The 23,693-nt window shown below is 39.0% G+C and carries 19 protein-coding genes; 13 read left to right on the top strand and 6 right to left on the bottom strand.

Going from position 1 to position 23,693, the window contains the following annotated elements; translation table 11 throughout:
* Window positions 1–24: 24 nt before the first annotated feature.
* From yajC to queA, 3 genes are all read right to left on the bottom strand, one after another.
* Entirely contained in the window at window positions 25–360 is a 336-nt protein-coding gene (gene yajC / locus ABN099_RS04395; protein ID WP_006535133.1) for a preprotein translocase subunit YajC, read from the bottom strand.
* Window positions 361–445: 85 nt separating this feature from the next.
* Window positions 446–1,588, bottom strand: a complete 1,143-nt coding sequence (gene tgt / locus ABN099_RS04390; RefSeq protein WP_349462475.1) for a tRNA guanosine(34) transglycosylase Tgt — start codon at window positions 1,586–1,588, stop codon at window positions 446–448.
* Window positions 1,589–1,786: 198 nt separating this feature from the next.
* Window positions 1,787–2,857 (bottom strand): tRNA preQ1(34) S-adenosylmethionine ribosyltransferase-isomerase QueA, encoded by a 1,071-nt coding sequence (queA, locus tag ABN099_RS04385; protein ID WP_349462474.1) that lies wholly within the window; start codon window positions 2,855–2,857, stop codon window positions 1,787–1,789.
* 107 nt (window positions 2,858–2,964) lie between these two features.
* On the opposite strand from queA, the gene ABN099_RS04380 reads away from it, so the two are divergent.
* The 10 genes from ABN099_RS04380 (at window position 2,965) to ABN099_RS04335 (ending at window position 13,847) form a co-directional block, all read left to right on the top strand.
* Window positions 2,965–3,552: an ACP phosphodiesterase gene (locus tag ABN099_RS04380; RefSeq protein ID WP_349462473.1), complete on the top strand. Its 588-nt coding sequence runs from the start codon at window positions 2,965–2,967 to the stop codon at window positions 3,550–3,552.
* A 539-nt stretch (window positions 3,553–4,091) separates the two neighbouring features.
* Entirely contained in the window at window positions 4,092–4,694 is a 603-nt protein-coding gene (locus tag ABN099_RS04375; RefSeq protein WP_349462472.1) for a peroxiredoxin C, read from the top strand.
* A gap of 318 nt (window positions 4,695–5,012) precedes the next feature.
* Window positions 5,013–6,773 (top strand): gamma-glutamyltransferase, encoded by a 1,761-nt coding sequence (gene ggt / locus ABN099_RS04370; protein WP_349462471.1) that lies wholly within the window; start codon window positions 5,013–5,015, stop codon window positions 6,771–6,773.
* A 614-nt stretch (window positions 6,774–7,387) separates the two neighbouring features.
* Window positions 7,388–8,017 carry a ferredoxin-like protein gene (locus tag ABN099_RS04365; RefSeq protein WP_349462470.1) on the top strand — a complete coding sequence of 210 codons (630 nt, stop codon included), beginning with the start codon at window positions 7,388–7,390 and terminating at the stop codon, window positions 8,015–8,017.
* 55 nt (window positions 8,018–8,072) lie between these two features.
* Window positions 8,073–10,175, top strand: coding sequence for an aldehyde ferredoxin oxidoreductase (locus ABN099_RS04360; RefSeq protein ID WP_349462469.1), 2,103 nt, complete (start codon window positions 8,073–8,075; stop codon window positions 10,173–10,175).
* Window positions 10,176–10,194: 19 nt separating this feature from the next.
* Window positions 10,195–10,908 carry a YdhW family putative oxidoreductase system protein gene (locus tag ABN099_RS04355; protein WP_349462468.1) on the top strand — a complete coding sequence of 238 codons (714 nt, stop codon included), beginning with the start codon at window positions 10,195–10,197 and terminating at the stop codon, window positions 10,906–10,908.
* A gap of 69 nt (window positions 10,909–10,977) precedes the next feature.
* Complete coding sequence (locus ABN099_RS04350) at window positions 10,978–11,649, top strand: 4Fe-4S dicluster domain-containing protein (RefSeq protein WP_349462467.1); 672 nt, start codon at window positions 10,978–10,980, stop codon at window positions 11,647–11,649.
* On the top strand, window positions 11,646–12,443 hold the full coding sequence (phsC, locus tag ABN099_RS04345; protein WP_349462466.1) for a thiosulfate reductase cytochrome B subunit: 798 nt from the start codon (window positions 11,646–11,648) through the stop codon (window positions 12,441–12,443). Before ABN099_RS04350 ends, phsC begins: the two co-directional genes overlap by 4 nt.
* A 13-nt stretch (window positions 12,444–12,456) precedes the next feature.
* The gene (gene ydhT, locus ABN099_RS04340) at window positions 12,457–13,425 is read left to right on the top strand and encodes a protein YdhT (RefSeq protein ID WP_349462465.1); all 969 of its coding nucleotides are present in this window, start codon (window positions 12,457–12,459) and stop codon (window positions 13,423–13,425) included.
* Between the two features lie 128 nt (window positions 13,426–13,553).
* Window positions 13,554–13,847, top strand: coding sequence for a helix-turn-helix domain-containing protein (locus tag ABN099_RS04335; RefSeq protein WP_349462464.1), 294 nt, complete (start codon window positions 13,554–13,556; stop codon window positions 13,845–13,847).
* Window positions 13,848–13,908: 61 nt separating this feature from the next.
* Here ABN099_RS04335 and brnQ read toward each other — a convergent pair whose 3' ends face one another.
* From brnQ to phoB, 3 genes are all read right to left on the bottom strand, one after another.
* Complete coding sequence (gene brnQ / locus ABN099_RS04330) at window positions 13,909–15,246, bottom strand: branched-chain amino acid transport system II carrier protein (RefSeq protein WP_349462463.1); 1,338 nt, start codon at window positions 15,244–15,246, stop codon at window positions 13,909–13,911.
* A gap of 508 nt (window positions 15,247–15,754) precedes the next feature.
* Complete coding sequence (phoR, locus tag ABN099_RS04325; protein ID WP_349462462.1) at window positions 15,755–17,056, bottom strand: phosphate regulon sensor histidine kinase PhoR; 1,302 nt, start codon at window positions 17,054–17,056, stop codon at window positions 15,755–15,757.
* A 23-nt stretch (window positions 17,057–17,079) separates the two neighbouring features.
* Complete coding sequence (phoB, locus tag ABN099_RS04320; protein WP_349462461.1) at window positions 17,080–17,769, bottom strand: phosphate regulon transcriptional regulator PhoB; 690 nt, start codon at window positions 17,767–17,769, stop codon at window positions 17,080–17,082.
* Window positions 17,770–17,991: 222 nt separating this feature from the next.
* On the opposite strand from phoB, the gene sbcD reads away from it, so the two are divergent.
* From sbcD to ABN099_RS04305, 3 genes are all read left to right on the top strand, one after another.
* Entirely contained in the window at window positions 17,992–19,224 is a 1,233-nt protein-coding gene (sbcD, locus tag ABN099_RS04315; protein WP_349462460.1) for an exonuclease subunit SbcD, read from the top strand.
* Window positions 19,224–22,952: an AAA family ATPase gene (locus ABN099_RS04310; protein ID WP_349462459.1), complete on the top strand. Its 3,729-nt coding sequence runs from the start codon at window positions 19,224–19,226 to the stop codon at window positions 22,950–22,952. Before sbcD ends, ABN099_RS04310 begins: the two co-directional genes overlap by 1 nt.
* A gap of 131 nt (window positions 22,953–23,083) precedes the next feature.
* Window positions 23,084–23,683 (top strand): nitroreductase family protein, encoded by a 600-nt coding sequence (locus ABN099_RS04305; protein ID WP_349462458.1) that lies wholly within the window; start codon window positions 23,084–23,086, stop codon window positions 23,681–23,683.
* Window positions 23,684–23,693: the final 10 nt, after the last annotated feature.

Here is a 23,693-nt window from a genome sequence, read left to right as displayed (position 1 = left end):
CCTTTTCCCTTTGGGGAAATTAAATTAAATTGCTTTCATTGTGCCTTTAGGTAACACAGCAGCAACAAAGTCACGTTTGATGGTTACTTCAGTTGTTTCATTCAGAGCAACAACGATATAGCCGTTATCTGAAACTTTAACAACACGTCCGATTAAACCGCCAGTGGTTAAGACTTCGTCACCTTTACCAATAGAGTCCATCAATTTACGATGTTCTTTAGTGCGTTTTTGCTGTGGACGTAGGATCATAAAGTAGAAAATCAGAATAAAGATCACTAACATCGGTAAAATAGACATAAAGCTAGCCTCAGGAGCCGCTTGTCCGGCAGAAGCAACAGCATCAGAAATGAAAAAACTCATTCACTTTTCCTCATTGTTGTCGATATCGACGATATTCAAATAATAAGCCCAATATCATACACAGAATTGGGCTTTGTCGTATACATTAATCACACTTACTTGTGCTGCTATTTAACGCTGGAACGGGTTTTCCGATACGCTCGTAGAATTCATGAACAAACTCTTCAAAGCGACCATCTTCAATCGACTGACGAATTTCAGCCATGAGACGCTGATAATAGCGTAAGTTGTGAATTGTATTCAGCCTTGCACCTAAAATTTCATTACAGCGATCAAGGTGATGCAAGTAAGCGCGGCTATAATTTTTACATGTATAGCAATCACAATGTTCATCTAACGTTGATGTATCTGAACGATGTTTTGCATTACGAATCTTAACGACACCATTGGTCACAAAAAGATGACCATTTCGTGCATTTCGTGTTGGCATCACACAGTCAAACATATCGATACCACGACGAACACCTTCAACTAAATCTTCTGGCTTGCCAACACCCATTAAATAACGCGGTTTATCCGCCGGAATTTGTGGGCAAACATGCTCTAAAATACGATGCATATCTTCTTTTGGCTCACCGACAGCAAGGCCGCCGACAGCGTAACCATCAAAACCAATTTCGACTAGTCCTTTTACGGATATATCACGTAAATCTTCGTAAACACCGCCTTGAATAATGCCGAATAATGAATTTTGGTTATTTAACTCATCAAAGCGCTGACGACTACGTTTTGCCCAACGTAATGACATCTCCATTGAGTTTTTCGCATAATCCCAATCTGAAGGATATGGCGTACACTCATCAAAAATCATCACGATATCAGAGCCAAGGTCGTATTGGATTTCCATCGATTTTTCAGGGCTTAAGAAAATCTTTTCCCCATTAATCGGGTTACGAAAATGAACACCCTCTTCTTTAATTTTACGCATTGCGCCTAAACTAAAGACTTGGAAACCGCCAGAGTCCGTTAAAATCGGACCTTTCCATTGCATAAAATCATGTAAATCACCATGTAACTTCATGATTTCTTGACCTGGGCGTAACCACAAATGGAAGGTATTACCTAACAGAATTTGAGCACCTGTTGCTTGTACTTCTTCAGGTGTCATTCCTTTCACAGTACCGTAAGTACCAACAGGCATAAATGCGGGTGTTTCAACAACACCACGTTCAAAAATAAGGCGACCACGACGTGCATTGCCATTAGTCGTTTGTAATTCGTATTTCACACATCCTCCGAGCACCAGAAAAACAGTCTAATGCATAATAAAAAAACAGCACATTCTAAACATTTGTTAGACAGCTGTATATGTTACATCAATAAAAACCCGTGTTTAGTCAAGCTCATCGGGGGTTAATAATGACATAACAGTACTCTCAACATAAAAAACAGACTAAAAACGATAAATTCTGATTATATATCTAAGTTATATTCCAACTTTTTCATCAATGGCTAATGGATTACGCGTAATAAACATCGCATCACCATAGCTAAAGAAGCGATATTGTTGTTCAACCGCTTCTTTATAAGCATTCATGGTATTTTTATATCCCGCAAATGCAGATACCAGCATAATCAATGTTGATTCGGGTAAATGGAAGTTGGTAATTAATGCATCAATAACTTGGTAGTTATAACCTGGATAAATAAAAATCTGAGTATCATCAAAGAAAGGCGCAATCAGCGCATTTTTAGTGGCATTTGCAGCACTTTCTAATGAACGAACAGAGGTTGTACCTACTGCAATAACACGGTTACCACGCGCTTTACAGGCTAATACTGCATCAACCACATCTTGTGGTACTTCTGCGTATTCAGAATGCATCGTGTGTTCTTCGATATTATCAACACGTACAGGTTGGAAGGTTCCTGCGCCAACATGTAGTGTAACAAACGCCATCTCAACCCCTTTTTCTTTTAAGGCTTGAAGTAATGGCTCATCAAAGTGTAATCCTGCTGTTGGTGCAGCAACAGCACCGGGACGCTCATTATAAACCGTTTGATAAAGCTCCTTATCAGACTCTTCATCAGGACGATCAATATAAGGAGGCAATGGCATATGTCCAATGCTGTTGAGGATAGTAAGTACATCTCGCTCATCATCAAAACGAATTTCAAAAAGTGTATCGTGACGCGCTACCATTGTAGCTTGAACACTTTCGTCTTCACCAAGAATAAGAGCAGCCCCCTCTTTGGGTGATTTTGATGCTCTTACATGAGCTAAAACACGATGCTCATCAAGCATGCGTTCAACCAATACCTCAATTTTACCACCAGAGGCTTTACGTCCGTATAATCGCGCTGGGATAACTCGCGTATTGTTAAATACTAATAAGTCTCCCGCATTCAATTTATCTAAAACATCAGTAAAAACATCATGTGATAATGAACCCGTTGTGCCATCAAGAGATAACAAGCGGCAACCACTACGTTGCGGCTGAGGATAGTGAGCAATCAAGGCTTCAGGTAGTTCAAATCGAAAATCTGATACACGCATAATTAAACAGCTATATTGATAAAAAACAGGCGGACTAGTCTAGTGCTGCGAGCTAATCAGTGCAACAAAGAAGCTCTTTTTTATTTAAAAAGCGTTATGATACTGAGATGAACTATCTTGCTCACTTACACCTCGCCTTCAGAGCCAAAAGCTCCCTATTAGGCAATATGATGGCTGATTACGTCAAAGGCACGCCGAGCTCTGATTACAGCTCAGCTGTGGTTGAGGGTATTCGTATGCACAGACGTATTGATGTGCTAACTGATACGCATCCTTTAGTAAAAGAAGCGCGTTTACTTTTTCCAGCAGAATATCGTCGAGTTGCCCCCATTACATTAGATGTTTTTTGGGATCACTTTCTATCGTTAAATTGGTCGAGATTTGAACCAGATATGCCGCTAACGGAGTTTGTCACACACACTCGAAAGATTATTGAACCCGATCTATGGAAAACACCCGATAAATTTCAAGAGCTCAACGAATATTTATGGTCACAATCTTGGCTTATTCGCTATGCAGATACGGCTTATATTGAACAAACACTAAAAGGAATGGCTCGTCGCAGACCCCGTTTAAGTGCCCTTGCGGGTTCTTATATTGCGCTTGAGACTCATTACAACGAACTCAACGAGATTTTTTGGCAGTTTTATCCACAATTGCTAGAAAGAGCACAACAACATCGGTTGAATGACTGATACATTTACACCTGTTTTTTTAATTCATCTTTTTGTCATGCTTTAGTATTACACTCGTTATATCAATAAGATATTTAGCTTTACTCTCACTTTATTGGTAACGATTTGTTAACAAGCGTGGTATTCATTTCCAAAGTTGATTAGAATGAATCGTTATACAAGGAGTCATAAATAATCCTACTTTATTGTATTAAGTTAATAGTTATAATCTATCAAATAGATTGTTCTGTTTAACTTTATCAATAGCGATTGATTATTTATGCTGTATGCATCATTTAAAAACAGGGTACATACTCTGCATTATTCGAAGTGTAGCTAGATGACTAGCGCGAATGAACGCAGTCAACAACGCTACAACTTGAAGTATAACGAGGCTCTTACTCTAAATAATTCGAGGTGTAGCTAGGCGACAAGTGAGTGAGTCACTAGGAGCATACAAAAGTATGTGACTAGCGCGAATGAACGCAGTCAACAACGCTACAACTTGAAGTATGACGAGTATAAATACCCTTAACTCTTTCAATCTACAGGAGTACATTATGGTTCTGGTTACTCGTAAAGCCCCTGATTTCACTGCTTCAGCTGTTCTTGGTAACGGTGAAATTGTTAATGATTTCAACCTGCATTCATTTATCAAAGGCAAACCTGCCGTTATTTTCTTCTGGCCAATGGATTTCACCTTTGTTTGCCCTTCAGAGCTGATTGCTTTTGATCACCGTTTTGAAGAGTTCCAAAAACGTGGCGTTGAAATTATCGGCGTTTCAATGGACTCTGAATTTGTTCATAACGCATGGCGTAAAACAGCTATCGATGATGGTGGTATCGGTGAAGTAAGATACCCAATGGTTGCTGATATCAAACATGACATCATCAAAGCATACGGTATTGAACATCCAGAAGCAGGTGTTGCACTGCGTGGTTCATTCCTGATTGACAAAGAAGGTGTTGTTCGTCACCAAGTTGTTAACGATCTGCCATTAGGTCGTAATATCGACGAAATGATCCGTATGGTTGACGCACTGCAATTCCACGAAACACACGGTGAAGTTTGCCCAGCGCAGTGGGAAAAAGGTCAAGAAGGTATGGGCGCATCTCCAGATGGCGTAGCTAAATATCTGAAACAAAACTCTAGCAAACTGTAATATTTCCGCTATTTCACTTAATGAAATAGCTTAAAACAGTAAGCAAAAGAATAAATTAAAGCCCGCGAAAGCGGGCTTTTTTGTTGGTTACAACAAATTTAGTCATAAGCATTAATCAGCTTAATAAAACATAATCTGACTATTTGCCTGCTTAAAGATGATTTTGTGATCGTCAAACCAAAAAAAACGCACCTCACTAATAACCACTTCCTATACTTATTGTTATGCAATTGTTAATTCACATTAATAACAGCATACAACCTCTTATCTTTATATCTATTCACTTAAAATAATTCCTTGTTATTGCTGGAGATAATAATGATTACAATAAAAAGAACTCACCTGCTGTTACTCACTGCTCTTTTTTCACATTCACTCTATGCCGCTTATGAGCCAGCCGTTGAAGCACAAAACGGCATGGTGGTTTCCTCACAACATTTAGCCTCTCAAGTAGGTAGCGATATTTTACAAAAAGGAGGTAATGCAATAGATGCGGCTGTTGCTGTTGGCTATGCACAAGCTGTGGTAAATGCTTGTTGTGGCAATATTGGTGGCGGTGGTTTTATGACCATCCACCTTGCTGATGGCACAAATACCTTTATTAATTTTAGGGAAACAGCCCCTGCGACGGCGTCTAAAAATATGTATTTAGATAAAGAGGGTAACCTAATTAAAGATGCCAGTTTATATGGTTATCTTGCATCTGGTGTACCTGGTACAGTCAAAGGACTCGATGCTGCATTGGAAAAATATGGCTCACTTTCACGTCAAGAAGTGATGGCTCCTGCGATTAAACTCGCAAGAGAAGGTTATATTTTAACGCGTGCTGATACTGATGTATTAGAAACCACCACCGAGCGCTTTAAACAAGATCCCGAATCAGCAAAAATCTTCTTAAGACCTGATGGTACACCATGGCAACCCGGTGATCGCCTTATTCAAACTGACTTAGCCAATACACTTGAACTTATCGCCAACCAAGGTGCTGATGCATTTTACCAAGGAGAGATCCCTAAAAAAGTTGAAGAAGCCTCAAAGCAGCATAATGGTATGTTAACTCAAGAAGATTTTGCTAATTTTACTATCACAGAAACCAAACCTATCACCTGTACTTACCGAGGTTATGAGTTTATTTCTGCACCACCGCCAAGTTCAGGCGGCGTCACTATCTGCCAAACACTGAATATTTTGGAAGGTTATGATCTTAAATCGATGGGCTTTAACTCGGCTGAATATGTTCATACTCTTACAGAAGCTATGCGTCATGCTTATATGGACAGAAACACGTTTCTTGGTGATCCTCAATTTATTAAAAATCCAACAGAAAAGTTATTAAGTAAAACCTATGCCACAGAGCTTCGCCAACAAATTAACCCCAATAAAGCAACACCATCAGAAAATGTACAACCCGGTATTACACCTCATGAAAGCCCTGAAACAACACACTACTCTGTTATTGATAAAGCGGGTAATGCGGTTTCAACAACCTATACCATTAATGGTCGCTTTGGCGCTGTCGTGATTGCACCAAAAACAGGCTTTTTCCTTAATAATGAAATGGATGACTTCACTACTAAAGTCGGCGAAAAAAATCTCTATGGTTTAGTGCAAGGTGAACGCAATAGTATCGCACCATTAAAACGTCCATTGTCGTCAATGAGCCCAACCATTGTGACTAAAGAAGGTAAACCTTTTTTAATTTTAGGATCACCGGGAGGTTCACGTATTATTTCAATTACGTTGCAAACGGCACTCAATATCATTGAATTTGGTATGCCACCACAAGAAGCGGTTAATAGCCCTCGTATTCATCATCAATGGCTACCTGATGAGGTCTATTATGAGCAACGAGGGTTATCAAAAGACACCTTAGAGAAACTCTCCGCCATGGGCTATAAGATGGTAGAACAAACGCCATGGGGTGCTGCTGAGCTAATTATGATAGGACTACCCGGTGAAAAAGGTGTTATTCCAGCGTCTTCTGGCAATGATTCCGCGGTTTCCGGTGCTGTACGTGAAGGTTATCTTTATGGCTCAAATGATGTTCGTCGCCCAGCAGGTAAAGCCGTGGGTTACTAACCATAAAATCACATGATACAACTGACAAAAGAGACCTTCTCTTACTTAGATAAGGTCTCTTTTTTTATAAAAATGATCTAGCCATGGTTTTACAATTAATTAATATATTATTTAATTAATAATTATCAATGCACTAATTTAATAATCTATTTTATTTGAATCAAATATCAATTTATAAATTAAATAGCCAAATAAAGATAAATTAAGAACAAACGCAGCTTTAATTCCATTTCAATAATAGAATGTATATAAATAGCATTCATTCTCTTTTTTAAATGAAGATTATAATAATAATCATTTAATTAAATTAAAATAATCATACCTATTCTTTTAATTTCTATGATGACAGTCACAGTATAATTTTTTTAATACCCACACTATCAAAATGGATATTAAGAAAACCTCAAAAATCATAGGTAACACATTGTAAATACAAATATTTAACAAAGTGAAAAATAATATCTTCAGTCATAAAAAGTGCTAAAAGCCATAATATATCTTCTAACGATAGCGTTATTATATTTTTTATATAACGAATTGCAAGCAGATTAAATAAAGCATTTATCATCACAACTTATTTCTTATTTAAATTAGTTAAGCGGAGATAAATATTAATGTCTGATAAACATCATCGTCCGATATTAGATGTCGGACTATCAAGACTTGAGTTTCTGCGAATATCCGGTAAAGGGCTGGCAGGGATCACAATAGCGCCCGCATTGCTTTCTCTTTTAGGCTGTAAGCAAGAAGAAATAGACAACGGAATAATTCAGCTCACGACAACACCAAAAGGCGTATTAGTCACGAATAGAGCCCGTTGTACAGGCTGTCACCGTTGTGAAACTGCTTGTACGACATGGAATGATGGTAGTGTTGGCTCCTTCTTCTCTCGTACCAAAATACACCGCCATTTCTATTTTGGTGATAAAGGCATCGGTTCAGGCGGTGGTCTTTATGGCGATTTAAACTTTACAACGGATACTTGTCGCCAATGTAAAGATCCTGAATGTATGAAAGTCTGCCCAGTAAAAGCTATCCGTTATCAAGAAGAGTTCGGTTGTATTGTCGTTGATACGCGCCGCTGTATTGGTTGCGCTGCATGTACAACAGCTTGTCCGTGGATGATGGCAACCGTCAATCCACAAACTAAAAAATCCGGCAAATGCAATTTATGTGGTGAGTGTGCATCAGCGTGCCCAACAGGTGCACTGCATATTATTGAATGGAAAGAAATTACCGTTTGATAGCAAGAAAATGCAATCACTTCACTGAACCACATTTAGATTAGGAAGCAATATTATGATTAACGGCTGGACTGGAAATATTCTAAGAATTAATTTAACTACCGGTGCCATATCCCGCTCAAGCTCAAGCAAATATAAATCACTGATTGGTGGTATGGGATTTGGCTATAAAATCATGTACGAAGAAGTCGCACCTGGCGTTAAACCTTTTGATGAAGAGAACAAAGTTGTCTTTGCAGTAGGTCCTTTAACCGGCTCTGGTGCACCTTGTAGTTCTCGCGTCAATATCACCTCTCTTTCTACGTTTACACGTGGAAACCTTGTCGTTGATGCACATATGGGTGGTTTTTTTGCTGCATGGATGAAATTTGCAGGCTATGACGCTCTGATTATAGAAGGTAAATCAGATAAACCCGTTTGGATCCATATCGATGATGATGAAGTCTCTATTGAAGACGCTTCTTTCTTATGGGGTAAAGGTGTTCGTCAAACTACTGAAGAGCTTTGTGCACAAACAAGCCCTGAAGCTTGTGTAGCCGCAATTGGTCCTGCAGGTGAAAACTTAGTGCCACTTTCCGGTATTATTAATAGCCGTAACCACAGTGGTGGTGCGGGTGTTGGTGCAGTCTTAGGCTCTAAACAATTAAAAGCAATTGTTGTTGAAGGAAGCCGTGGCGTTAATGTTGCCGATCGTAAAGCGTTAAAAGAACTTAACGACTATATGATGACACAACTGATTGGCTCGAATAACAACCACGTAGTACCAAGTACACCACAATCTTGGGCTGAATATTCGCATCCTGGCTCTCGCTGGACGGCTCGTAAAGGGCTTTTCTGGGGGGCTGCTGAAGGGGGTCCTATCGAGACAGGTGAAATTCCTCCTGGTGATATCAACACCGTTGGTTTTAGAACCATGAAATCGACCTTTGACCTTGGACCAGAAGCTGAAGAATACACCGTAAAAATGGGGGGGTGTCACTCTTGCCCTATTCGTTGTATGGCACAACTTAATGTTCCACAAGCAAAAAAATTTGGTGTACCGCAAACAGGGGGTAATACCTGCGTTGCAAACTTTGTCCATACGACTATTTTCCCTAATGGTCCAACGGATGTAGAGAAAAAAGGTGATGGTAACGTAGTCGGTAATCTAGTCGGTCTTAATATTTTTGATGATATGGGCTTATGGTGTAACTACGGTCAACTTCATCGTGACTTTACTTATTGCTATACCCATGGTGTCTTTAAACGTGTTCTTTCTGAAGAAGAGTACAACGATATTCCTTGGGATAAACTTGAAGCAGGCAGCCCTGAGTTTATTAAAGATTTCTACTATCGCTTAGCACATCGTAAAGGTGAGTTTAGCCACCTTGCTGATGGCTCTTACCTGATTGCACAGCGCTGGAATTTAGGTGATGAATACTGGAGCAATAAGAAAAATAAACTCTGGTCACCAATGGGATTCCCAATCCACCACGCTAACGAAGCCTCCGCACAAGTGGGTTCTATCGTTAACTGTATGTTTAACCGCGATGCGATGACGCATACCCATATCAACTACATTGGTAGTGGATTGCCGCTGAAATTACAAAAAGAGATCGCCGCAGAACTGTTTGGTTCAGGTGATGCCTTTGACGAAACCAAAAACTATACCCCTATTAACAAAGCTAAGATTGCTTACACCAAATGGACACTGTTACGTAGCTGCTTACATGATGCCGTCACACTTTGTAACTGGGTATGGCCAATGACTGTTTCACCACACAAAAGCCGTAACTATCGTGGTGATTTAGAAATGGAAGCCAAATTCTTTACGGCAATTACTGGCGAGCCAACCACATCAAAAGATTTAGATTTAGCGTCAGAACGTATTTTCACCTTACACCGCGCTTATACCGTTAAGTTAATGAACACCATGGATATGCGTAATGAACATGACCAAATTTGTTCATGGGTATTTGATAAAGATCCTGATATTGCTGTCTTTAGTGAAGGCACTGACAAAATGGACAGAGAAGATATGCAACTTTCTCTCACCATGTTCTATGAAGAAATGGGCTGGGATCCACAATTAGGCTGTCCAACCAAAGCAACATTAGTTCGTTTAGGGCTGCAAGATGTTGCTGACGATTTAGCGTCTCGTGGTTTATTACCAAGTTAATAGGTAAAAGAAGGAGATCATGATGAGTAAACAGAGTGCATCGGCTTCTATACCACTTGATATCGCTGATGGTGATGTTTTAGCAGAACAACCGGATATCTCTCGTCGTCGCTGGTTACTTCCATTATCAGAACAAGGTGTTGGCATTTCATCCAATACCTCAACTGAAACGGATAAAGAAACGCCGGCAGAGCTTCCTGAATTATCTGCTGAACAACATTTAGCGAATGCGATACGTCAATGTTCAAAGGAAGGTGAACTTTTAGCCATTTCAACGCTGTTTGAAGCGCCTTATTCATTAACAGATGAAGATATCGCGCAATTAAAAACAGCATTAAATAGCGATGAGTTTCTCGATATCGCCCATTTAAGTCTCAATGAACAAGATTATTTCTACTCAACTGATTTTATGTCAGATAACTATGCACAACTGCAATTACTGAATCGCCATGCTGATATTTGTACTGCAATTGCCGGCGTTGTGCGTTTTGAGTGTGAAACTTATCCGCGTCCATTGAAACAGAGCATGTTGATGGCTGAGCCTTTTAAATATGAGGCTTCAGAAATTGAAGATGCACTGCTACTGATGAAAACCCATCCTGACTTTCAGGATATTCAACACGTTTTTGCCTCAAATGATGCCCCTTATCTCTTTAGTAACACACTAATGAGTTATGGCAAGGCGAGAGGCTTAACTGAATGGCTAGAGGTAGAACAATATGAAAATCCTTAATCTTGTTCTTTCTTATAGCCCCAAAGTCCTATGGGTTTCACAACATCATCAGACAGAGGAGCAAAAATAATGCGTGTTTCTCGCCGTAAATTTGTAGCAGGCATGGGATCGGTGATTTTTTTCAGTGCACCACTAGGAAGTGCGCTTGCAGCAACTGCAGAAAAAAAACCAATCCGCTATGCCATGATCCATGACGAAACGCTATGTAATGGTTGTAATATTTGTGCCACAGCATGCCGTAGACTCAATAAAGTGCCAGTAGGTATGGCTCGTATGGATATTGCTCATATTCCATTAAGCCTAAAAGAAGACAACGATCAATATCATTTCTTCCGTCACTCTTGTCAGCAATGTGAAGATGCACCTTGTATCACCGTTTGCCCAACAGGTGCTTCTTGGCGTGATGAATCTAATGGCATTGTGCGAGTGGAAAAAGAGAAGTGTATTGGTTGTAGTTACTGCATACCAGCATGCCCTTATCAGGTTCGTTATCTTAATCCTGTCACTCATGTCGCGGATAAATGTGATTTTTGTCTTGAATCACGCTTACAAAAGGGATTTCCACCGATTTGTGTCAGTGCTTGTCCACAAAATGCCTTGTTATTTGGTAGAGAAGATAGTCCTCAAATCCAAGAATGGCTCAAAACACATGATTACTATATCTATCAGTTAGATGGTGCGGGTAAACCACATCTCTATCGCCGTGTAGGGCCTCATGCACAAGAGGGGGGTAAAGTATGAGTGTCGTTAATATCATGCCAAATGCCGATCAATTCCAAGCTACATTAAAAGAGTATGTTTTAATATATACCCCTGACTATTTACCACTTTGGCTAATTGTTGCAGGCGTACTCTTTATCGGCATGCTTTTTGTGCTCTCGCTTCATGGTTTTTTGCGTTATCGCTTTGCAACACCACATGGCGATGCCCATAAAGAAGAGCGGCTCTATCTTTACTCAAAAGCTGTTCGTTTATGGCACTGGAGTAATGCGTCTTTATTTATTTTATTACTCTTAAGTGGTGGTATTAACCATTTCGCCCTACTTTCAGCTCACGATACGGCATTGCTGGTGAATCTACATGCTATCTGTGGTTATCTACTTTTAGTTTGTTGGTTAGCCTTTGTATTGATTAACCTTGTTGGTGGAAATGGTAAATTTTACCGCATTGATGGCAAAAACTGGTTTCAACGTGCTTTTATGCAAACACGTTTTTACCTCTATGGCATCATTAAAGGTGAAGATCATCCTTTTCCTGCCACAACGTCGGTAAAATTTAATCCATTACAACAAATGGCTTATTTAGGTGTGATGTATGGCTTAGTACCACTATTATTGATTACAGGTGTTTTGTTACAGCAACCTGAATTAATTCCAGCAGATGCCATTATATTTAAAGCGTGGTTATTAGTTGCGCATCAAATCTTAGCCGTCTGTAGTGTCTTTTTTATCTGTGGTCACCTTTATTTATGTACAACAGGTAGAACACCGTTTCAAACATTCCGCAGTATGGTTGACGGTTATCATCGACACTAATTAAGGAGCTTATATGTCTGTACCTTCAGAGGAAAATATTACATTAACAAAAGAAGACTTGCGCCAATTGCATGTTTCGACATCGCTATACCGCTGGTTTCTTAAATATTTTCCTCATGGAGGAACTTACAGCGCTATCCATGCTGAGTTGATAAAACAGCGTCGCACAGAGTGGATAGAGAGCCTTATTCAATATATTTATCTACGTCATTTTAGCAGCGCTTCCTTTGCCCAACAGGAACAAGAAGTGATGGAAAACATCTTGATCCTGTTAGGCAATGAACAGCAACAAGGTATTACGCTACAGCGATTGCCTTATCATGCGAATATTCCTTGTGCCGAAAATATTCAATTTTCTACCGAATGGCATCAACTCGTACTAAAAAGTCAGCAAATTAGCACCAGCTTAGCGCTATGTGGCAGTAATAACATTGTTGCTTTTTCAGGTGATGAAAACAGCATTGCCAATACTGGCTATGGTAATCAACTAATGAATACCGGATTTGCAGGCAAAGTAAGTAATACTGGAAATCAGTGTCGAATTGGCAGCTTAGGAGGTCGTTCTCGTCTTTGTAATAGCGGCAATGATGTTAAAATTTACGCTTCAGGTAATGGTGTTCATATTGCCAATAGTGGTATGCGTAATTTTATTACCGCATCTCAATCACGAGCCAAAGTCACCAATACTGGCGATTTAGCGCAAATTAATCTTGCAGGCGAGAATTCTGTTGCGATCAATACGGGTGATAACTGCAAAATAACAGTTTCAGGTAATAATAGTATCTGTATTTCAACTGGCAGTATTCACCAATTTTGCCTAGGAAAAGGGGGAAGTGCCGTGATTGCTTATCACGATGGAGAGCGCACTCGCTTTAAAATTTTCTATGAAGGTGAAGACGGTGTTGAAGCAGGCATTCACTATTATTTAGATGAAAACCAGCAACCTATTGCACAAAAAACAGAGACTTTATCAACTCACTAAGTGTGATTGATAAGGTGATTTTCAGTATTTCCCACCAATCTATCTCAAAACAAAATAGACACCATAGTGTCCAAAATAGCTATTTTTTGCTATAATTGGACACTATGGTGTCTATTTATGGAGCGGGTATGAAATTTTCATTACTGACCGATTTAGATGTGAGTTGGGCATTTGCTACTCATTTACGTAAGCTTCGTGAAAAAGAAAAATGGTCACGCGAACAACTTGCCGAACGCAGTACTGTCCCGGCATCAACGATTAAAAAATTTGAGTTACAAGGTAAAATTTCATTACGTCAACTACTGCTGCTTTGGCAATGCCTTGATGATTTAAATAATCTTTATGCCGTTGTTGACCCTAAAAAAGTCAATAAGCCTCGTATGCCAAGAACGATTGAGGAGGTATTGCAAGATGAGTTTTAAACCAATAAAAAAGGGAAACTTTCGTTTCCCTTTTTACATTTAAATCAGTGTGCTTTATTGCTTATTTAGTCACTTCGGTATGAAGCACTTTTTTGTGATGTGAACCGACAACTTTGTCATAAATACCACAGACCACAATGGTAATAAGAACAGGAATTAACCACGCTAAACCTTGCTCGCTTAATGGTAATTTTGCAGCCCATTCTGGTAATAAATGTTTTAAGTGTTCTGAGGCTTTTATTGCATCAAAGATACCAAAAAACAGGCTTACCGCCATTGCTGGTGCGATAATACGACTTGAGTTATTCCATAAACGTAATGTGAAGCTCATTAAAATTATCACAATACAAGGCGGATAAATCATAATCAGCACTGGAATTGAAAACTCAATTAATTTACTTAATCCTAAGTTTGATACCACCGCCGAGAAGATCGCCAGAATTAATACCAAAGCACGATAAGAAATCGGTAAATAACGGCTAAAGAATTCAGCACAAGCACAGGTCAAACCAACCGCAGTAACCATACAGGCTAAGAAAATCAACAGTGCTAAGAAGAAACTACCGAAGTTACCAAAGGTATACTGAACATAAGCATGAAGGATATCAGCACCGTCTTGTGCTGCTGGAATAATACTGCCACTTGCAGAGCCAAGTTTAAATAAGCTCAAGTAAATCCCAGTTAATAACACACCGGCAATAATACCTGCCCACATAGTATAACGAGTCAGTAGTGATGAATTCTCTATGCCACGAGAACGTGCAGCATTAACAATCACAATACCAAATACCATTGCACCCAACGTATCCATGGTGAGATAACCATTAATAAATCCTTGGGTGAATGCCATATCTTGATAAGCTTGTGTTGCAGGGATTGGTGTGCCTGCTGGCCAAAATATTGCGGCTAAACCTAATGCGGCGAGAGCTAAAATTTTAATCGGTGCGAGGATATGCCCAACACTATCAAGCAATTTACCAGGGTAAAGCGAAATACCAATAACAATGACAAAGTAGACAACGCTATAAATCAGCAAGGCTATTTCCGTATCGCCCACTAAGGGTGCAATACCCACTTTAAAAGAGACCGTTGCAGTACGTGGTGTTGCAAAAAGAGGACCTACAGCAAGATAAGCAATAACGGCGAGTAAAAGCCCCATTGGCTTACCAATTGGCGTGCTGAGAGCTTCAATTCCCCCCCCTACTTTCGCCAATGCAACCACGGTTAATACAGGAAGACCTACCCCTGTAATCAAAAAGCCAAGTGCCGCAGTCCAAACAAACTCACCTGACTGCAAACCTACCATTGGAGGAAAAATGATATTCCCAGCACCAACAAATAGTGCAAATGTCATAAATCCTAATGCCAGAATATCTCTGGAAGTTAATCGATGTGTCATAATTTTTGTTAATATATCGCTGCAAAATTGGTTAAATCACATTAACAACTAAATGGTTAATGAAACATAAAATCAACAATATCTATTTAATAAAATACAATTGCTATTTAGGATAATATCCATAAATAATCATTTAATGCAGAACAATTATGCTTTAAATAGAAAAAATCGCCGATAACTGCATACAAGTAAAACTTTTATAATGAAAAAAGGCAATAGCCAATCCAAAAACCAGAATAATCATCTAAACTCTATTTCATAGATAGTTATTACTATCATATATCATCGAATATCCCCGATATGATTTGCGTATTTTTTCATCATTAATGACCAATAAAACACTCAATTAAAGTTCTCATTAATTAAGAATATTAAAATTTAACGCTACGATATTAAATTTTCTTGATATTGAAGGCAGGTGATATTCACAAAAAAAAGCCTTTAAAACTTACGATGAAAAGCAAGCAATAAAGACTTTTTAGCGACAAAATAGCGTCTAATGCTATTTTTATTTGATACTATCTTTGGCAAATAAAAGCGTTTGAGGAAGAATAAACGAGAAAGTACTTCCTCTTCCTACTTTGCTCTCAATATTTAGCTGTGAATGGTGATGTTGAAGTGATTTTTTAACTATCGCTAACCCTAATCCTGTACCGCCAGTATGACGAGAACGGGCTTTATCAACGCGATAAAAACGCTCGGTTAAACGAGTGAGATGTTCGGCACTAATACCAGTACCATTATCTGACACACTAAACAGCATACCTTGTGGAATTTTTTTCCATTCAACGTTGATTGTTGTGCCTTCAGGTGTGTGGTTGATTGCGTTATAAACTAGATTAGAAACCGCGCTACGTAGCTGCTCTTCATTTCCTCGCACTGCCCAATGATTATCAATATCAAAGATAATATTATGCTGCCCTTGGCTTAATGAATTTGCTTCTTGTTGCACGACAGACAAAATAGTAGGGATATCAACAACGGTATTTAAATCAATATGTGGCGCAGATTCAATGCGTGATAGCTGTAAAAGCTGTTGAACCAAAATATCCATGCGCTTTGCTTGTTCTTGCATGGTAGAGATAGCTTTATGTTCTCTCGGATTTTCTATTGCACCCTCTTCCATCATTTCAAGGTAGCCTTGAATAACCGTTAAAGGTGTTCGTAATTCATGGCTGACATTGGCAAAAAAATCACGGCGAGCATTCTCTAGTTTGTTCTTTTCGGTAACATCTCTTGCAACCATTAAGCGTTGATCTTCACTGTATGGCATGATCCTAAACTCAACAATAGCGCCATTATTAAGTGATATCGTTAAAGGACGACTAAAATCAGCAACCGTAAAATAGTGCAAGAAATCAGGGTAACGCAGTAAATTAAAGATATTTTGCCCATTATCTTCGGGCCAACGGAATCCTAAAAGATGTTGCGCTAAGCTGTTACACCAGAAAATATTACCTTCATTAGTCATCATCACTACTGCATCAGGTAAACTTTCTGCTCCACTACGAAAACGCTTAATTAACTCACCTAACTCTCGGCGACGTTTACGGTTACGTTGTTGTGTTTGTCGAATACCATAAAAAATAGGTTCCCAGCCTCCTCTACCTTCAGGAGGTAATATTGATCTATCTAGCCATAACCATTTAGATAACTTCAACAAATTATAAGCATGCCACACAAGGGCACTAAGTAGCGAAGCCACCAGCAACCAAGGAAGATGACCAATAAAAAGTGACAATATAAAGGCAGGTAAACAAAATAGACACAGCCCCCATACGAGGGCTTTCCACGATAGTCGTTCTAACACCTGACGATTACTCCCATATTGACTCAGAAACGGGCAGAGAATCGATATCCCGTTCCGCGTACCGTTTGTATCATTCTGTCATGTCCATCTTGTTCTATTGCTTTACGTAATCGACGGATATGAACATCAACGGTTCGGTCTTCGACATAAACATTGGTTCCCCAAACATAGTTTAATAGCTGTTCTCTGCTATACACGCGTTCAGGATGTGTCATAAAAAAGTGCAGGAGCTTAAATTCTGTTGGTCCCATATCTATCGGCTTATCTTGGCTTGTTACTCGGTGCGATACGGGATCAAGATTTAATCCATTAAATTCAATCAGATCTTCAGCCGACATCGGTGATAAACGTCGTAAAATTGCTTTTACTCGTGCAACTAACTCTTTAGGTGAAAAAGGTTTAATAACATAATCATCAGCACCGGTTTCTAGCCCTTTGACTTTATCTTCTTCCTCACCTTTTGCAGTTAACATAATAATAGGAATATCGCGGGTATTGCTTTCCCGTTTCATCTGCTTTATTACCTGCAATCCTGATCCACCTGGGATCATCCAATCTAATAAAACCAGATCAGGGTAAGGATCGATAAGAAAACTCAGTGCAGAATCGTAATCTTCTGCTTCAATGGGTTGAAATCCATTTTGTTCAAGCACAAAACAGATCATCTCTCGAATTGCGGTTTCATCTTCAACAACAAGAATACGCCTTGCCATACTCTATCCTGTGTAATTTATATAGAGGGTCATAATGATTATGAGGCACTTTTATGACAGATTTATGACTAACCATGACATTACTGGAATACGTGAGTGTTGTTAAGGTAAATAATACAAAATAGGGTGAAAATTCACGCCAAAAAGAGGGGCTAACACACGCTTTTCACTAAAAAAGCGAGGTGCGCTATACTCTTTGCTAGATTAAAAAGAGGAATGGTAATGCGGATTATTCACACATCAGACTGGCACTTAGGGCAATATTTTTTTACCAAAAGCCGTACGCAGGAACATCAACAGTTTCTTGATTGGTTATTGGAACAGATTAGTCACTATCAGGTAGATGCGCTTATTGTTGCGGGTGATATTTTTGATACAGGCTCACCACCTAGCTATGCCAGAGAACTTTATAACCGCTTTGTTGTTGCTGTTAGAGACACACAATGCCAGCTTATTATTTTGGGTGGTAATCATGATTCTGTAGCGACATTAAATGAATCAAAATCACTATTAGCATGTTTAAATACCACGGTTATCGCAAATGTACATCATGATGACCCCCTAGCACCTCTTATTCTTAATCAAAAAGATAACACTCCGGGTGCGCTACTTTGTGCCATTCCTTATTTACGTCCTAGAGATATGATAACCAGTCAAAGCGGGCAATCAGGGGCACAAAAACAGACTGCGTTAAAAGACGCAATCGCGGCTTATTATCAGAGCCAATATCAAGATGCTGTTACATTGCGTAACCAATTAAAAGTCGCTATTCCGATTATCGCAACTGGGCATCTCACAACAGTAGGCGCCAGTGTTAGCGATTCTACTCGTGAAATTTATATTGGTACTTTAGATGCCTTTTCTGCGACATTATTTCCTGAATTTGATTATATTGCACTGGGGCATATTCACCGCCCTCAAGTCGTCAATAAATCAGAACATATTCGTTATAGTGGTGCGCCTATTCCATTAAGTTTTGATGAGAGCGGGCAACAAAAAAGTATCTGCCTTATCGATTTTGAACAGGGCAAATTATCCCAATTGACGCTGTTACCTATTCCTGAGTTTCAAATTTTACGCACCATAGCGGGCTCACTTGAAGAGATAGCCACACAATTAACCAAACTGAGTAAGCAGTATCAAGGGCAAAACACCACAATTTGGCTGGATATTGAAGTAGCTACACAAGACTACCTCAGCGATATTCAAAGCCGTATTCAAGCGCTAACAGATAACCCACTCTTTGATGTAGTTTTATTAAGAAGAGCCAAACAACAACGCAGCGCACTCACTCAAGATGAAAAAGAGACACTCTCAGAACTCTCAGTGTATGACGTTTTTGACAGACGCTTAGCGCAATATGACATTGAAGATCCGCAAAAAAAACAGCAGTTAAAAACGCTGTTTAAGCAAGCCGTTGAGATGGCAGAACAAGAGGATAATAAAGAAGCATAATGAAAATCTTAAGTCTGCGTTTTAAAAATATAAACTCGCTAAAAGGCGAGTGGAAAATCGATTTTTGCCAAGAGCCTTTTGTCAGCAATGGCTTATTTGCTATTACAGGTCCTACTGGGGCGGGTAAAACAACCCTACTCGATGTGATTAGCTTGGCACTTTATCACCGAACACCGCGTTTAGATAAAGTCACGCAATCACAAAATGAGTTAATGACTCGTCACACCGCCGAATGTTTGGCTGAAGTTGAATTTGAAGTAAAAGGCGTGCCCTATCGTGCATTTTGGGAACAGCGTCGAGCTAACTATAAAGAAGATGGCAATCTTCAAGCCCCACAAGCAGAGCTCGTTAAAATAGATACCACAGGTGGTGACGATAAAATATTGGCAACAAAAGTAAGCCAAGTAAAAGAGATGATCATCAGTATTACGGGGCTTGATTTTGAGCGTTTTACTAAATCAATGCTGCTTTCTCAGGGACAATTTGCTGCATTTTTAAATGCTGATGATAAATCTCGTGCTGAATTACTTGAAGAACTAACAGGCACTGATATTTATCGCCATATTTCACGCACGATTTTCGAGCATTGGCGAGAAGAAGAAAAAACCTTAAGCGCATTAAAACAGCAAGCTCAGATGATGGCATTGCTCGATGAAACAGCGCGCCAAGAGCTATTAACCCAGCAAACACAGTTACACACGCAAGAGACTCAATTACAAAAAGAGCAATTGGAATATCAAACAACCAAACAGTGGCAAGAAAAAGAAGCTGACTTAAAGCTGCAACAAAATGCGGCTCTAATTGGCGTCAATGCGGCACAAGATGCCCTAATTGCAGCACAACCTGATATTCAACGTCTCGAAAATAGCGAACCTGCCGAAAAACTTCGCCCTCTTTTTGATGAAAAGAATCGGCTATTACAAGAACAGAGTTATATCGAAAAACAGTTATTAACGATAAATAATGAAAAACAGGCTCTTGAGCAACAAAGCCTGCCTGTTAATGAAAAACTAGCACTATCACGTGATAACCAGAAAAAACATGAGGAGCAAAAGCAGCAAACACTGCAACTCATTCGTGAAAAAATCACGCCACTGGATAACCAATTAGCACTGTTACAGCAAGACGTTTCAACAAAAACACAGCAAAAAAATAGCTTAGAAAAAATAGCTTCAGATGCTTTAGAACAGATTGCTCAAATGCAGCAGAATTGGGCATCATCACAAGAAAAAGCAGATCAGTTAAATGATTATTTAATTAAACATGCTGCTTATGCTCAATTAGTAGAAAACTTACCTTTATGGCAACATTATTTTGAACAATATGATGACGTTACCGCCAAATACCAAGCAAGCCAACTAAGTGAAAAAAACGAACAAGCAAAAGTATTATCGTTAGCAACATCACTACAAAAAGCCACCAAAACGTTAGATGAACAACAAACTCGCCTCAATTTACAACAGCAACAATTACAAACACACCAGTCTCAGCTTGAAGCACAAGCTAAAGCAGATGTAATTTTTGATATTCAACCTCGTATACAACAGATAAATCAGCAAAGAAACGTGCTGGCAAAATTGGTGGGATTACAAACCCAACTACAGCGTAATACAAAAATAACGCATCAATATCATCAGACACTAACAGATAATCAGCAGAAAATAGCCACACTGACAGAAACAATCAGCAAGAATGAAATGGTGTTAAAAGAGAAAGAACAGCATTTTAATGACTTAAGTGATAAATATCTTCTCGAACGAAAAGTGATTGAATATGAAGAAGAGAGAAAACATTTAATTAAAGATAAGCCGTGTCCACTTTGCGGTTCACTGCAACATCCTTATGTTGAGCAATATGCTGAAATAAAGCCTGATGAAACAAAACAACGATTAGCACAGTTAAAACAACACGTACACACGTTAACCGTGGAACTTGTCGAGCAAAAAACACAATGCTCAGGCTATCAAATACAAAATAAAAAATTAGCAGAAGAGATAAACCAACTTGCTCAAGAAACGACGAATTTAGAAAAACAGTGGCATGAATTAGCAAAAACATACGCATTACCACTTGCTGATTGTACTGAAAACAGCTTGCTTGAATTGGATCAAAAATTAGAGCAAAACGCCAAACAATTGACAGAAAAACAAGAGAGTTATAAGGCGTTAGAAACACAAATAAACCAAGAATATACATTATTATCAAATGAAAAAGAGCGATTTAATCAGCTGCAACAATCCGTCATTCGCCAACAAAGTGACCTAGCGCATCTACAAAAAACTATCGCTTATCAACATCAACAAACCGCTGAACTGCTCCAACAGCAAACAGAGTTAGCACAAGAGATCCAATCTCGCGTTGAACAACAAGGCTATGTGCTGTGCCAATTTGAAGGAAGAACACAGTGGCTCACTGAACGCAAAACAGAAAGCCAACAATATCAATCCACATTAAAAACACATCAAGAATTACAACAGACACTGCGAGAATTACAACTCGCACTTAAAGAGAAACAGCGTTATCTAGCTGAAACTCAAAAAGAGCACGGTGCTCTTTTAACTGACTTACAACAAAAGCTTAAGCAGCAAGAAAAAATCCAGGCAGAACGTCAAACCTTATTTGGCACACAAATTGCCGAAGATGTCAGAAATAAATTAGATAAACAGAGTCATTTATTACAACAGCAGATTGAACAATACAGTAATGAAAAAAGTCAGCTAGAAATTCGACTTAATCAGCTTATCGGGCAATACCAAGAAAATAATAAATCACTTCAGCGCGTTAAATTGCAACTACAGCAAGCAACAGAACAATATCAGCAAGCATTAGCAAATAGCTTGTTTGCAAATGAGAGTGAATTTATTGGCGCACTGTTATCACCTGAAGAGAAAACCCATTTACAGCAGCAACAAAAACAGCGTTTAGATAAATTATTACAAGAGAAAACTCGCTTAGAAACACAAGAAAAATCGTATCAACACCATTTATTGCAGCAGCCATTATTATCAACACAGCAAAATCTTGAACAAATAACAGCGCATTTATTATTGTTAGAAGCACAAGGAAAGCGCTTACAAGAGACAAAATTTCGTATTCAAGAACAGCTTCGCAATGATGAAGAAAAGCGCCAACAACAGAGAAGTTTGCTCACACAGATTGCAGAGCAGCAATCTCATTTTGATGATTGGAGTTACCTAAATGAACTTGTGGGTTCTGCAAATGGCGATAAATTCAGCCGTTTTGCACAAGGCTTAACCTTGGATCATCTGATTTATTTGGCTAACCGTCGTTTAGAAAAACTGCATGGTCGCTATTTTTTACAACGTAAAAACCCTGCAAGTCTTGAATTACAAATCGCAGATACTTGGCAAGCAGATGCACTGCGCGATACTCGCACACTTTCTGGTGGCGAAAGCTTTTTAGTGAGTTTATCACTCGCGCTAGCGCTTTCTGATTTAGTCAGTAATAAAACCCAAATTGAATCACTATTCTTAGATGAAGGCTTTGGCACGCTGGATCCTGATACGCTGGATATTGCACTAGATGCACTTGATAGCCTAAATGCATCAGGCAAGACTATTGGGGTAATTAGCCATGTTGAAGCCATGAAAGAACGCATTCCCGTGCAGATAAAAGTGAAGAAAGCGGGAGGTTTGGGGATAAGCCAGCTTGCTGCTGAGTTTAAATATGAAGATAAAAAGAAATTAAATCAAACCGTTAAAAACTAGGTCGAATATTTTGACGTAACTGATTAAATTTTTTATATATCAATAAATCACTAATAGCACCTATAGTATGTCCATAGATTAGCTCAACAGGCTATACGCATTAAGTGCTCAATATTATCAAGGAGACAACGATGTCTAACGCATTTACTGATTTAATGAAAAAACGTAGAACAATTTATCATTTAGGTAACCAACTTCCTATTAGCGAAGACAGAGTCACTGCGATTATTAAAGAAGCCGTAAAAGAGAGCCCAACCGCATTTAACTCACAAACTTCTCGTGTTGTTGTTCTGTTTGGTGAACAACATCATGCACTGTGGAATATTGTTAAAAACACGCTGAAGAAATTAGTACCAGCAGAAGCATTTAGCGCAACAGAAGCTAAAATTGATAGTTTTGCAGCAGGTGCTGGCTCAATTCTTTATTTTGAAGATACTGACATTGTTAAAGGTCTTCAAGAGCAGTTCCCACTGTATGCGGATAACTTCCCTGTGTGGTCAGAACAAGCGAGTGGTATGGCTCAGCTTTCTGTTTGGACTGCATTAGCAGCAGAAAACGTGGGTGCGTCATTACAACACTACAACCCAATTATTGATGATGAAGTTCATGCAACTTGGGCACTGCCAAAAACGTGGAAATTAAGAGCGCAAATGGTCTTCGGTTCTATTGAACAAGAAGCTGGCGAGAAAAATTACATCGAAGATGACTCACGTTTTAAAGTATTCAAATAAAACATCTTAC

The sequence above is a fragment of the Proteus hauseri genome, assembly GCF_040139125.1.
Taxonomy (GTDB): domain Bacteria; phylum Pseudomonadota; class Gammaproteobacteria; order Enterobacterales; family Enterobacteriaceae; genus Proteus; species Proteus hauseri_B.
Note: the sequence above shows the minus strand (reverse complement) of the source record. Positions and strands in the feature narration are given on the sequence as shown.

Excerpts from the sequence above, each read along its gene's own strand:
- yajC (WP_006535133.1), bottom strand. The coding sequence starts at position 360 with ATGAGTTTTTTCATTTCTGATGCTGTTGCTTCTGCCGGACAAGCGGCT.
- queA (WP_349462474.1), bottom strand. The coding sequence starts at position 2,857 with ATGCGTGTATCAGATTTTCGATTTGAACTACCTGAAGCCTTGATTGCT.
- ABN099_RS04380 (WP_349462473.1), top strand. The coding sequence starts at position 2,965 with ATGAACTATCTTGCTCACTTACACCTCGCCTTCAGAGCCAAAAGCTCC.
- ABN099_RS04375 (WP_349462472.1), top strand. The coding sequence starts at position 4,092 with ATGGTTCTGGTTACTCGTAAAGCCCCTGATTTCACTGCTTCAGCTGTT.
- ggt (WP_349462471.1), top strand. The coding sequence starts at position 5,013 with ATGATTACAATAAAAAGAACTCACCTGCTGTTACTCACTGCTCTTTTT.
- ABN099_RS04365 (WP_349462470.1), top strand. The coding sequence starts at position 7,388 with ATGTCTGATAAACATCATCGTCCGATATTAGATGTCGGACTATCAAGA.
- ABN099_RS04360 (WP_349462469.1), top strand. The coding sequence starts at position 8,073 with ATGATTAACGGCTGGACTGGAAATATTCTAAGAATTAATTTAACTACC.
- ABN099_RS04355 (WP_349462468.1), top strand. The coding sequence starts at position 10,195 with ATGATGAGTAAACAGAGTGCATCGGCTTCTATACCACTTGATATCGCT.
- ABN099_RS04350 (WP_349462467.1), top strand. The coding sequence starts at position 10,978 with ATGCGTGTTTCTCGCCGTAAATTTGTAGCAGGCATGGGATCGGTGATT.
- phsC (WP_349462466.1), top strand. The coding sequence starts at position 11,646 with ATGAGTGTCGTTAATATCATGCCAAATGCCGATCAATTCCAAGCTACA.
- ydhT (WP_349462465.1), top strand. The coding sequence starts at position 12,457 with ATGTCTGTACCTTCAGAGGAAAATATTACATTAACAAAAGAAGACTTG.
- ABN099_RS04335 (WP_349462464.1), top strand. The coding sequence starts at position 13,554 with ATGAAATTTTCATTACTGACCGATTTAGATGTGAGTTGGGCATTTGCT.
- brnQ (WP_349462463.1), bottom strand. The coding sequence starts at position 15,246 with ATGACACATCGATTAACTTCCAGAGATATTCTGGCATTAGGATTTATG.
- phoB (WP_349462461.1), bottom strand. The coding sequence starts at position 17,769 with ATGGCAAGGCGTATTCTTGTTGTTGAAGATGAAACCGCAATTCGAGAG.
- sbcD (WP_349462460.1), top strand. The coding sequence starts at position 17,992 with ATGCGGATTATTCACACATCAGACTGGCACTTAGGGCAATATTTTTTT.
- ABN099_RS04310 (WP_349462459.1), top strand. The coding sequence starts at position 19,224 with ATGAAAATCTTAAGTCTGCGTTTTAAAAATATAAACTCGCTAAAAGGC.
- ABN099_RS04305 (WP_349462458.1), top strand. The coding sequence starts at position 23,084 with ATGTCTAACGCATTTACTGATTTAATGAAAAAACGTAGAACAATTTAT.